Below are 12,147 nucleotides of genomic sequence, written 5' to 3'. Positions count from 1 at the left end.
AGTCGCCGTCTCAGGGGTACGACTGCCCGGTGTTATGAGCGTTCAAGGGGATTGATCAGCGGATATTGAGCATCGTCTTCAAGGTGTTCTGCGGGCCGTTGATGGACGAATTGGTGTATTCGAACCAGCCCGGGGCCTCGACATTCAGGTCAAATACATAGATGTAGCCCATCAACGTACCCGCGCCGTTGCACACCTGGCTGATGCTGCCGACCTGGCACACCGGCGTGCGTTGCCCGTTGAGCACGGCGCCATCGAATTTGCCCACAGGGTTATTGCCCAGGCCCACTTCCATCACCGACACCTTGGTGGGCCCACGGTGCGTGCACATTTGCGTGCCCTGCGCTCGCTCCGGAATGGTTTCGGTGCAACCCGCCGATTCGACCTTGAACACCCGCACCTCGCTCAAAGGCGGTGCAGTCGCGCTCCACGCCGGTGCTGCGCCGAGCCACAGGCCAATAATGGGGATCAGAGCTAGACTCCACGCGGTGGCTTTTTTCATGTGGGCGGCGACCTTGGTTTAAACGTCGGCGCAGTATGCCTCAAGGCCCCGGCTGCTGGTATCATGCGCCGCTTTTTCCGATCCTCTCTGAAACCAAAGGCGCTTGGCGCAGTTTGTGCTTTGACTTAGAGGTCAACAAATCACGACGCAAAATAGCGTCACAGGGAGCCGGCATGCTGGAAAAGCTGTTTCAACTCAAAGCCCACAACACCAATGTGCGCACCGAGATTCTCGCGGGTATCACCACATTCCTGGCCATGGCCTACATCCTGTTCGTGAACCCGAGCATTCTGGGTGAGACCGGCATGGATAAAGGCGCGGTGTTCGTCGCGACCTGCCTGGCCGCCGCCATTGGTTCGACGGTGATGGGCCTGATCGCCAACTACCCGATCGCGCTGGCACCGGGCATGGGCCTCAACGCGTTTTTCACTTATACCGTGGTGCTGCACATGGGCCACACCTGGCAAGTTGCGCTGGGGGCGGTCTTTATTTCGGCGGTGCTGTTCTTCCTGCTGTCGATCTTCCGCATTCGCGAGTGGATCATCAACGCCATCCCCCTGCCCCTGCGCTCGGCAATTGCTGCCGGTATCGGCCTGTTCCTGGCGCTGATCGCGCTTCATAACGCCGGTATCGTGGTGAGCAACCCGGCCACCATGGTGGGCATGGGCGACCTGAAACAACCGGCGCCGATCCTGGCCACCCTCGGTTTTGTGCTGATCGTCGCGCTGGAAGCCCTGGCCGTACGTGGCGCCGTGCTGATCGGCATCCTGGCGGTAACCATCGCGTCCATCGTGCTGGGCTTCACCCCGTTCATCGGCGTGACCTCGATGCCGCCATCCCTGGCGCCGACGTTCTTGCAGCTGGATATCAAGGGCGCGCTGGACATTGGCCTGGTCAGCGTGATCTTCGCTTTCCTGTTCGTAGACCTGTTCGATAACTCCGGCACCCTGATCGGCGTCGCCAAGCGCGCCGGCCTGATGGGCAAGGACGGCCACATGCCGAAAATGGGCCGTGCGCTGATCGCCGACAGCACCGCCGCCATGGCCGGTTCCCTGCTGGGCACCTCGACCACCACCAGTTACATCGAATCGGCTGCGGGCGTGAGCGCCGGTGGCCGTACGGGTTTGACCGCCATCGTGGTGGCGATCCTGTTCCTGCTGGCCTTGTTCTTCTCGCCACTGGCTGCCAGCGTGCCGGCCTACGCCACCGCACCAGCGCTGCTGTTTGTGGCCGTGCTGATGACCCAAGGCCTGGCCGAGATCGACTGGGATGAAATCACTGTTGCAGCGCCGGTGGTGATCACCGCCCTGGCGATGCCCTTCACTTACTCCATCGCCAACGGCATCGCCTTCGGTTTCATCGCCTGGACCGCCATCAAGCTGCTTTCGGGCCGCTACCGTGAGCTGAACCCGGCGCTGGTGATTCTGTCGATTCTGTTTGTGATCAAGCTGGGCTGGTTCAACGCATGACTTTTGACGCCGCAAGCTACACCGCTCAACTGCAAGACAAGGTCACGCGCTTGCGTGACCTGCTCGCCCCGTTCGATGCACCCGAGCCGCAGGTATTTGACTCGCCGCTGCAGAACTTCCGCCTGCGGGCGGAGTTCCGCCTCTGGCGCGAAGGCGGTGAGCGCCACTACGCGATGTTTTCCAAGGACGACAAGCGCACGCCGATCCTGATCGAAGAGTTCCCCATCGCAAGCCTGCGCATCAACCAGTTGATGCCGCAACTCAAGGCCGCCTGGCAAGCCAGCGCCGCCCTGAGCCACAAGCTGTTCCAGGTGGAGTTCCTCACCACCCTGGCCGGCGATGCGATGATCACTCTGTGCTATCACCGCCCACTGGACGAGCACTGGCACACCGCCGCGAACAAGCTCGCCGCTGACTTGAACGTGAGCATCATCGGCCGCTCCAAGGGCAAGCGTGATGTGATCGGCCATGACTATGTAGTGGAAAAGCTCGACGTCGGCGGGCGCACCTTCAGCTATCGCCAACCCGAAGGCGCGTTCACCCAGCCCAACGGCACGGTGAACCAGAAGATGCTCAACTGGGCGTACGAGGCCCTGGGCGATCGCCCGGATGACTTGCTTGAACTGTACTGCGGCAATGGCAACTTCACCCTGCCGCTCGCGACCCGCGTGCGCAAAGTGCTGGCCACCGAGATCAGCAAGACTTCGGTGAACGCAGCACTGAGCAACCTCGATGAAAACGCGGTAGATAACGTCACCCTGGTGCGCCTCTCTGCCGAAGAACTCACCGAGGCGCTCAACGAAGTGCGCCCGTTCCGTCGCCTACAGGGCATCGACCTGAAAAGCTACGAATTCGGCAGCGTGTTCGTCGACCCGCCGCGCGCCGGCATGGACCCAGACACCTGCGAACTGACCCGCCGCTTCGACAACATCCTGTACATCTCCTGCAACCCGGAGACGTTGGCGGCGAACATTGCGCAGTTGCATGACACGCACAAGATTACGCAGTGCGCGATGTTTGACCAGTTTCCGTGGACGCATCATATGGAGTCTGGGGTTCTGTTGACCCGCCGATAAATCCGCCAGACGCCATAGGTCAAAAATGTGGGAGGGGGCTTGCCCCCGATGACGGTGTACCAGTCTATATATTCGGTAACTGACACACTGCAATCGGGGGCAAGCCCCCTCCCACATTGGATCTTCATGCATCCGTTGGATCGGTGTTTTCAGGAACATCCTTGCGCGGCCGCCCGCCTTTTTTACCATTGGCTCGTGCAGCGGCAGCCTTGGCCGCACTGCTCTTGCGACCGTTGCGCGCTGCTACAAGGCTGGTGGCCAGGTCCATCAGGGGTTTGCTGGTGGCGATCAGGCCCGTGACCGAAACATCCAGGTCCTTGGCCTCACAGCACAGTGCCTTGCCGCCAAAGCCGACCTCCAGTTGCTCAAAGTCCTCCAGGGAAAACCCCTCGAACTCGGGCAGGCCGGCCACCGGGAGTACAACCCGACTGCCGTCGCTGAAGCCGATGGAAATGCAGTTGTCTTCATAACGCACGGAGCTGGCGCGGGCATAGAGGTGCCGTGTCTTGCGCCCACGGGCGATTGCCTTGTCGATGTCGGCCTCAGTGATCGGTCTACTGGGCACAACCTTGGCTTTTACGATTTGTTTCATAAATCAATCTCCACAAAACCCGGTGCCCTGACGAGGTTCAAAATTGTTTTCTGCCTTACAACATCGTGCCGGGCACGTGCGATCACATAAACACCACGCCGAATGATCAACCCGGGCAATACCTCGCGGGTTTCCCAATCCCAGGAATGATTCTCCAGGCAAACCGTTTGCAGTTTTTCCCACCAGATCCTGCGTGCTCGCGCCAAGTAGTGCCGCTGAGCTATCGCCTCGCATAGTCCCACCAGCACCGCAGCGGGTGGCCGCCTCCGTTCTGGGTCCACATCCCACAACTCCACATCGGCATTCAGAAAACTGAAACGAAAACGCGCATCCCATTCGTAACCCCTCACGTGTACATGGGGCGGGCAATGCTCATCCCTGAAAAAGACTGAAATCACATATCCTTTGTAAGCGCCTACTCGCATCGTAACCCATCTGTTAGGTTATTTTCCGCCAGGTAACAATTTCCCTCTGCCACCCGACAACCGGCTCCATTTCCCCGAACCTGTTTCACAGACTAGTAAGCACAAAAAACCCGGCGAATGCCGGGTTGTAACCACTCATGCCGATGGCTGGAAATACCCTGCCAACGCCCGCAAGTCCTGCTCGCTCAGCAACCCCGCGTAATACTTCAACTGAATCCTCGCCAATAAATACGCATGCCGCGCAGTGGCCAGGTCGCGGCGGGCGGTGAAGAGTTGTTGCTCGGCGTCGAGCACGTCGAGGTTGACCCGCTCACCGCCGCTGACGCTCTTTTTGGTCGCGGTGACCAGTGCGGTGGCAGAGCTGACGGCCATTTCATAGGCGCGCACTTTGGCCGCGCCGCTGGTGTTGAGGTTGAACTGTTTGCGCAACTCCACCAGCGTGGCCGAGGTGTGGGCGTCCAGTTCAAACTGGGCCTGGGACAGCTGGTTCGCCGCCTGGCGCGTGGAGGCCGACACCGAGCCGCCGGCAAACAGTGGCAGGCTCACCTGGATGCCGACGCTGTTGGTGTCGTACTTCTGGTTGTAGCTGCTTTCTGAATCGGAATTGGTCTGTCGGCTGGTGGCGTACAGACTGACCTTGGGCAGGTGGCCGGCGCGCTTGCGCTCGACCTCATAAGAAGCCACGTCCAACGCATGGTGCTGGGATTTGAGCTCGGGGTTGTTGGCCATGGCCATTTCGCGCCAGGTTTCAAAACGGTTGGGTTCCAGGGGCGCAATCTCAAACTGCCGGGTCAGGGGTGCCAGTTCTTCGATCTGCAAGGGCTGGCCGACGATGGCTTCCAGTTCACGCAAAGCGCTGTCCTGGGCATCCTGTGATTCGATTTCTTCAGCCTGGGCCAGGCTCAAGCGCGCCTGGGTTTCCAGCACATCGGTACGCGTGCCTTCGCCGCCTTTAAGCAGCCGGTCATTGAGTTGCAGGCGTTCGGCAAAGGCGCGTTTCTGTGCACGGCTCAACTCAATGCGCTCCTGGGCCAACAGCGCCTGGCTGTAGGCACTGAGCACACGCACCGCCAACTCCTGACTCTTGCCGCGAAAGCGCTCATCGGCCATCAATGCCTGGGCGGTGCCTTGGCGAAAGCGCGCATAGGCTTCGTAATCCACCAGCGGTTGCTGCAAGGTCAGGGTCGACGCATAGCTGCGGTAGTCGCGGTCGCTGGTGACATCCCCCGCCGTCACTTCAGACTCATTGCGCGAATTGTTGTAGCTCCATGACAGGTTCGGCAGCAACGCCGAGCGGCCAATCACACGGTTCTCTTCGCCGGCCTCGCGCTCCTGGATGGCCGCCTGAAAGGTCGGATCATTGCGTAGGGCTAAATCATAGGCGTCCAATAAACCCAGGGCGTGCACCGCCGGGGTACAGCTCAGACACAGGGTAAACAGCAGCGCCTTCATTCTTCCACCAAGGCCATGTGAGTACGGTCCAGCAGGGGTTTGAACAGGTAGTTGAGCATCGAGCGTTCGCCGGTCTTGATGAAGGTTTCCACCGGCATACCAGGGCGTATCTGCACACCGTCCAGTTGCTGCATGCCGGCCGCGCTGACCTGGGCGCGCACGGTGTAATACGGCTCGTCGGTGCGCTCATCCACTTGGCGATCGGCAGACACCAGCGTCACCTCGCCGGCGACGCGGGGCGTGGTGGCCTGGTTGAACGCCGGGAACATCAGCTCCACCGCCAGGCCTGGATGCACTTTGTCGACCATCTGCACGGGCACCCGCGCCTCTACCAGCAGCGCTTCGCCTTGGGGCACGATGTCCATCAGGACCTGACCGGGCTTGATCACGCCACCTTCGGTGTACACATCCAGGCCAACGACAACGCCGGACGCTGGCGCACGCACCAGGCTGTTGGCCAGTTCGAACTCGGCCGAGGCCAGGCGATTGCGCAAGTCATCGCTGCGGGTGCGGGTTTCGGCCAATTGGCCGCGCAGGTCTTTCTGAAAGTCTTCGCCGAGCTGGCGGATGCGCAGGCGCAGCTCCGTGATTTGGCGTTGCAACAGGCCGATGCGGCCGTAGTCCTCGGCGATTGCGCCGTCGATCTGCGAGTACAGGCGCTCGCTGTCGAGCAGGCGATTGCGCGGAATGTAACCGTCGCGCGCCAAGTCCCGCAGGCCTTGCAGCTGCTCATTCAAGGCCGCCCGTTGCTGCACCTTGCTGGCCTGGGAATCCCGCGTGCCGCGCAACTGCGCCTCGGCACCGGCGATGGTTTCGCGCAGGCCTTGTTGCTCGGTGGCCAGGGCCTGGGCACGGCTGCTGAACAGCTGGCGTTGCAGGCTCAAGGTGCCCGCCGCCTGCGGGTCGTTGAGCAGCGCCGGCTCGAAGGTGATAGCCGACAACCCTTCACTTTCCGCACTCAAGCGCGCTTCGCTGGCCAGGGATGCCAGGTACTGACTGCGCAGCGACTGCATCTGCCCGCGCAACGGGGTTTCCTTCAAGCGCAGCAACACTTGGCCGGCACTGACCACGTCACCGTCACGCACATCGATACGCTCGACGATGCCACCGGCCGGGTGCTGCACGGTCTTGCGGTGGCCCGAGACCATGACCTTGCCCGACACCGCCACGCCCTTGTCCAACGGCGCCAACGCAGCCCAACCGATAAACCCGGCAAAACCACCCAGCACCAACCACCAGCCCAGCCGTGAATACTTTTTGTCATCCAGCGCCAGCACATTGCTTGGCGGGGTGCTGACAGGCACCGGTTTACTCACGCTCATGCCTGTTTTCCTTCACCGAGGCGATAGCTCATGGTCGACACCGGTTTGGTGGCGGCCGGTTTCTGCCGTGCCTCCAACACCCGCGCCGTCGGCCCAAAGGCCTGCAACTGGCCTTCCTTGAGGATCAACAATTGGTCGGTCAGGCTCAGTACGTTGGGTTTATGGGTGATCAAAATCACCGTGCGGCGCTGCTGCTTGAGCTGGGCAATGGCCTGCAGCAAGGCCTGTTCGCCCACTTCGTCGAGGTTGGAATTCGGCTCATCCAACACAATCAACGCAGGCAACCCATACAGCGCACGGGCCAGGGCCACGCGTTGCCTCTGGCCGCCGGACAAACCGGCGCCGCCCTCCCCCAGTTGGGTGTCGTAGCCTTGGGGCAGTTGCAGGATCAGCTCATGCACGCCAGCCATGTGTGCGGCGCCAAGCACCTTGTCAGCGTCCACCTCGGCAAACCGCGCGATGTTGTCAGCGATGCTGCCGGCAAAGAGTTGGATGTCCTGGGGTAGGTAGCCGATGTGCGGGCCGAGTTGCTGTTTGTCCCATTGGGCAAGGTCGGCACCGTCCAGCCGCACCTTGCCGGACAACGGCGCCCAGGCCCCCACCACGATGCGGGCCAGCGTAGATTTGCCACAGCCCGACGGCCCGATCACCCCCAGCACCTGCCCCGCCGGCAGAGTGAAACCCAGGTTCGCCAGCGCCGGTCGACGGCTGCCGGGGGCGCAGGCGCTGACTTGCTCCACGCTCAATTGCCCCTTGGGCACCGGCAGGCTCATGCGCGCCGGCCGTGCCGGGCTGGCTTGCAGCAATTGCGACAACCGATCGAAGGCCAGGCGCGCCGAACCCCATTGCTTCCAGACGCCGATCAGTTGGTCGATGGGGCTGAGCACCCGACCCATCAGGATGGAACCGGCGATCATCATCCCCGGCGTGATATCACCCTGCACCGCCAGCAACGCGCCCAGCCCCAGCACCAGAGACTGCAATGCCAAGCGCACGCCCTTGGACCACGCGGTGACGGCGGCGGTCTTTTCACTGGCCAGGTTCTGTTGGGCGAGAAAGGCCTGATGCTGTTCGAACCAGCGGGCGCGCAACGTGGCAAGCATGCCCATGGCCTCGATGGTGTCGGCATTGCGCAGATTGGTCGTGGCCTGCTGGCTGGCGCTGATCGACAGCTGGCTCGCCAGGGCCATGGGCGCCTGGCTTACGCGATGGTTGATCCACGCCAGCACCATCAACATCACCGCGCCGCCCAATGCCAACAGGCCAAGCCACGGGTGGAACAGGAAGATCACCAGCAAGTACACCGGGAACCACGGCGCATCGAAAAACGCGAACAACGCCTGGCCGGTGGCGAACTGGCGCAAGGTCGTCAGGTCATGCAGGGCCTGGCCCGCCGCCTGGGTGCCGCCTTTGAGTTGCGCTTCGAACGCGGCGTCGTACACCCGCTGGTTCAAGCGCATGTCCATTTGCGTGCCGAGGCGGATCACCACCTGGCTACGCACCCACTCCAACGCCCCCATCAGGCCGAACAGGCCAAGGATCATCAGCGTCAGCATCAACAGGGTCATCTGATTGCCCGAGGCCAACACCCGGTCGTACACCTGCAACATGTACAGCGCCGGGGCCAGCATCAGCAGGTTGATCACCGCCGAGAACAGGCCGATGTTGAAGAAGCCACTTTTATAGGCCGTGAGAGCGGCCAGGGTTTCGTTGCCGGCGTGGCGCATCTGGGGATTCTCGAAGGGTTGAGCGGGCAGCGTCGCCGCGTTGACAGGCGAGACGGCGCTGCGCAGAATTCGGCACCGCTGCGGCCTGAAGTTTTAGAAGGCTCGGCCGCAGCGGTGTGTCATGCGGCGAATGGGAGAGCGATCTTCCATTCGCTTTTTTATGGCATCAGGCGGCCAGGGCGAAGTCCTGAGGCACGTCTTGCACGCCCACCAGGGCTACGTCGGAAGCAGCGACCACAGCCGTGTCCAGATGCGCCACGCCGGCTGTCGCCAGTTGATCGAACGTGGAGTTGATCGACAGGCTTGGGTCGATGTCCTTGAGCAGAGCATCGATCGCCGAGGCCAGTGCCGAGCTGTCGCCGCTCATCAGGCCATAGATGATCTGGTGCACCTGGCCATCACGGCCTTCGGATTGCAGGCTCGACAGGCCCAGGTCAGTGAAGCTGACTTCCTGGTGAGTGATGGTGTAGCCACCGGTGGTAGCGCCGCCCGCCAGAACACTGCCCAGGTTCAGGGCATCGAGCGAACCCCACAGGGTGTGCGCAGGCGGGTTGAACAGGGTGTAGTGCAGGTCGCCATCAGCGACAACGGCCGCGTTGCTGACCGTGCTCGACACGCCATATTGGGTGCCGTCAAACGGGCCAGGGTTGAAACCACCGGTATTGGTACCCTCTTTGACCGAACCTTCACGGTGGTTCAGGTCACCAAAGAACGCCGACCAGTCGCTCAGGTACTCGGCAACCGTGTTAGCGCCGTAGGTCGTGCTGTATGAAATAGAAATGCTCATGCAAAACTCCAAGTCATGGGGTGGTATCTACGCAGCAAGCCGGTGCCTGCTGCGGTTTGCCCTTCAGTGGGCAAATTCGCTCAGAACTGATATTCAACGGTGCCTTGCAGCGTGCGCCCGCGGCCCAGGGTGAAGGCCAGCACATCGCCCAGCGGCACCAGGTAGGCGCGGTCGGTGACGTTTTCCATGGCTAGGCGCAGGGTCAATTGGTCGGTGGCGCGGTAGCTGCTGTAGAGGTCGTAGACGGTGTAGGGCTTCCAGTCGGCGGGGTAGACCCCGGTTTGCGAGGTGGTCACACCGACGCCGCCTTTGACGTAATAACCGGCGCTGTAGCGGGCACGCACGCCGATATCCAGCGAGCGCTCGAAGAAGCGCGCACCCAGCGTCGCGGTGCCGCGGTCCATCGGCATGTGTTCGGAGGAGCCCAGGATGGCGTTGCAGCTCTGGGCGCCATTGGCCACATCATCGGGCACCATCGCCACCACCGGCGGACGGGGGCCTGTCCCGCTCTGAATCTTGGTAACACCGCCCAACCACGCGGTCTGGCTACAGAACTTGTTGCTGCCGAGCATGCGTGTGTAGTTCAACTGGCCGTAGGCAAAGCCTGCGTCGTAATCGAATTGGTACTCGAGGCCGCGAAAACGGGTGGTCTCCAGGTTGTTGACGTACGCCGCGTTGCCGATATTGGCGATGCCATAACCGGGCGGCTGCACGCCGAGGGCCATATAGGAGAAGTCATCCACGCGGGTATTGAAGTAGGACACCTTCATGCCCACGCGGTCACCGGCCAGCAGCAGGTCTTCCTTGAGCACATTGAAGCCGAGCTCCCACGCCGTGGATGTCTCGGGCTTCAAGTAGGGGTTGGGCAGAATCGACTCCGAGCCCCCGCCATGGGGCCGCCCGCTGACCAGCGACTCGGTGACCGCCGGCGGGCGCCAGCCCTTGCCATACGTGGCGAAGAGTTGCAGCCACTCGACACCCGGCTTGACCGACAGGCCAAAGGTCGGCGAGAAATGCCCTTCTTCCCGGTCCACGTCATAGGTCATGGGTAAACCGATCTGCCGGGTGGTGCCAATGATGAACGTACGGGTGTTCAAGCCGGTTTCCCCCCGCAGCCGATAGCGGTCGTAACGCAGCCCGGCATTGAGGTTCAGCCAGTTGTCATAGTCGTAATCCAGGCGCGCAAACAGGCTGCCCATCGCCCGATCACCTTCGGGGGTGATGCTTTCGGCGGCCGACGCTTCCACCGCCGAATCGGCGGCGACCGCTTGGTTGGAGTCTGGCCGAACCTTGTCGTAGAAAAACTCCAGCCCGTAGTTGGCCTTGAGCACAGACAACTCACTCAAGCCAAAGGTCGAGGTGTTCTGCGCCTGGAAACCATAGGTATTGGTTTGATAGGTGACCTCGTAGCCCTTGGTGCTGCCACGGGTCAGCGTGGTCTGGTCATTGCGGGTATCGACGTAATAGAGCTTGGCCTTGAAATCGATCAGCGGGTTGTCTGGCGTGTAGCTGTAGTCCAGCGCGAAGTTCTGCGCCGTGACGTTGCTGCTGCCGAGTTTTTCCCATAACTGGGCTTTTTCGGCGCTCATCATGTTGACGTCGTCGTAGCCCACCTCGGTGGTCAGGTAGCTCAGTTGCAAGCGCTGATCGACCGGCAGATTAATGCCAAGCTTGAGCAGGCGTGAGCGCATCACCGAGCCGGTGTATTCGACGGTGGAGTTCTTGATGCGGTCCTGGCTGGCCGGCAGGAAGGAGCTGCCCGTGCGCAGGTCGCCAATGCTGCCTCGGGTACCGGGGTTGTAATCACCGAGGTGGCGCTCACTGGCAGCCACCAGCATGTCCCACACATCGGTGCCTACGGCAAACGCCGAGCTGCCGATAAAATGCGTGCCGTTGCTGCGCCCGCCAAGCCCCGTGGTCATGCGGATGCGCCCGCCGACTTCCTTGCCATCCTTGAGCAGGTCGGCCGCCTCGATGGTGCGAAAGTTGGCCACGCCACCAATCACACCGGCGCCGCCCATTGTGGACGTCGCACCCTTCTCGATGACCACCTCGGAGAGCAATTCCGAGTCGACATACAGCGTGCCATTGCGCTGTTGGTGACCACTTTGCTGATAATTCTGGCGCATGCCGTCCACCGACATGTTGACCCGACCGTAGTCCTGGAGGCCGCGAATATTTACCGACAGGCCTGGGTCTTGCTGGCTGACCGCCGAGTACACGCCCGGCGCTTCTTCAAGCATCTCGGCGGCATGGCGCGGCGGGTTGCGGTCCAATTGCTCGCGCCCGACCACGCTGACCGAATGGGGTGATGAATACACCCAGTCGTTGGGGCGCATGCCCGTGATCGTGGTGGTCGCCAGGGCCAAGGCCGCGCCGCTTTCTTCGACGCGGGTCAGGGTGACCTGGCGCTCGCCAGTGAAGCGGTATTCCACGGGCGCATTGCCCAACAACCGCGCCAACCCTTCCTGTACGCCGTACTGCCCCTTCACCGCCGTGCTGTGCAAGCCTGCCAGGCGCTGGCTGTCGAACAACACTTGCAAGCCTGCTTGATCGGCAAACGTCAACACGGCACTGCCGAGGGCTTGTGCAGGGATATCGATCATCAGCACCGCGGCTTGGGCAGCATTGGCCTGCGGCTGCGCGGCATACACGGGAGCGGTTGCGGCAAATAGCCCCAAGTGGATGGCCAGGGCCAACCGGCTACCGGTGATACGCCCCCTGTTGAGTGCTGACATTTCTTGTTTCCCTGCGCTAAGCGATTTTTGTTTATGCGAATGCTTCTCACCTAGCAA

Annotated in this window: 10 protein-coding genes; 2 read left to right on the top strand and 8 right to left on the bottom strand. The window is 61.8% G+C overall.

The genetic code is table 11. The features are described from left to right. Positions 1 to 55 precede the first annotated feature (55 nt). Entirely contained in the window at positions 56 to 502 is a 447-nt protein-coding gene (locus ICY20_RS23305) for a DUF4879 domain-containing protein (protein ID WP_194938688.1), read from the bottom strand. 173 nt (positions 503 to 675) lie between these two features. Between ICY20_RS23305 and ICY20_RS23300 the strand changes: the two genes are divergently transcribed. Both ICY20_RS23300 and trmA read left to right on the top strand, forming a co-directional pair. Then, entirely contained in the window at positions 676 to 1,971 is a 1,296-nt protein-coding gene (locus tag ICY20_RS23300) for an NCS2 family permease (protein WP_194938687.1), read from the top strand. Then, the gene (gene trmA, locus ICY20_RS23295; RefSeq protein ID WP_194938686.1) at positions 1,968 to 3,047 is read left to right on the top strand and encodes a tRNA (uridine(54)-C5)-methyltransferase TrmA; all 1,080 of its coding nucleotides are present in this window, start codon (positions 1,968 to 1,970) and stop codon (positions 3,045 to 3,047) included. Before ICY20_RS23300 ends, trmA begins: the two co-directional genes overlap by 4 nt. Positions 3,048 to 3,171: 124 nt before the next feature. Here the strand turns inward: trmA and ICY20_RS23290 are convergent, their stop codons facing one another. From ICY20_RS23290 to ICY20_RS23260, 7 genes are all read right to left on the bottom strand, one after another. Beyond that, the gene (locus tag ICY20_RS23290) at positions 3,172 to 3,639 is read right to left on the bottom strand and encodes a DUF2442 domain-containing protein (protein ID WP_159956039.1); all 468 of its coding nucleotides are present in this window, start codon (positions 3,637 to 3,639) and stop codon (positions 3,172 to 3,174) included. Further along, positions 3,636 to 4,064 carry a DUF4160 domain-containing protein gene (locus ICY20_RS23285; RefSeq protein WP_159956038.1) on the bottom strand — a complete coding sequence of 143 codons (429 nt, stop codon included), beginning with the start codon at positions 4,062 to 4,064 and terminating at the stop codon, positions 3,636 to 3,638. The genes ICY20_RS23290 and ICY20_RS23285 overlap by 4 nt, the downstream gene beginning before the upstream one ends. Positions 4,065 to 4,199: 135 nt before the next feature. Then, positions 4,200 to 5,516: a TolC family outer membrane protein gene (locus ICY20_RS23280; RefSeq protein WP_194938685.1), complete on the bottom strand. Its 1,317-nt coding sequence runs from the start codon at positions 5,514 to 5,516 to the stop codon at positions 4,200 to 4,202. Then, positions 5,513 to 6,838: an HlyD family type I secretion periplasmic adaptor subunit gene (locus tag ICY20_RS23275; protein WP_194938684.1), complete on the bottom strand. Its 1,326-nt coding sequence runs from the start codon at positions 6,836 to 6,838 to the stop codon at positions 5,513 to 5,515. Before ICY20_RS23275 ends, ICY20_RS23280 begins: the two co-directional genes overlap by 4 nt. Then, the gene (locus ICY20_RS23270; protein ID WP_194938683.1) at positions 6,835 to 8,565 is read right to left on the bottom strand and encodes a type I secretion system permease/ATPase; all 1,731 of its coding nucleotides are present in this window, start codon (positions 8,563 to 8,565) and stop codon (positions 6,835 to 6,837) included. The genes ICY20_RS23275 and ICY20_RS23270 overlap by 4 nt, the downstream gene beginning before the upstream one ends. A gap of 166 nt (positions 8,566 to 8,731) precedes the next feature. Beyond that, a complete protein-coding gene (locus tag ICY20_RS23265; RefSeq protein WP_194938682.1) occupies positions 8,732 to 9,352 on the bottom strand; it encodes a heme acquisition protein HasA in 621 nt (206 codons plus the stop codon). Positions 9,353 to 9,432: 80 nt separating this feature from the next. Further along, positions 9,433 to 12,090 carry a TonB-dependent receptor gene (locus ICY20_RS23260; RefSeq protein WP_194938681.1) on the bottom strand — a complete coding sequence of 886 codons (2,658 nt, stop codon included), beginning with the start codon at positions 12,088 to 12,090 and terminating at the stop codon, positions 9,433 to 9,435. Positions 12,091 to 12,147: the final 57 nt, after the last annotated feature.

The organism is Pseudomonas pisciculturae, from assembly GCF_015461805.1.
In the GTDB taxonomy this organism is placed as follows: Bacteria; Pseudomonadota; Gammaproteobacteria; order Pseudomonadales; family Pseudomonadaceae; genus Aquipseudomonas; species Aquipseudomonas pisciculturae.
The sequence above is the reverse complement of the archived record's forward strand: the minus strand, read 5'-3'. Positions and strand labels throughout refer to the sequence as shown.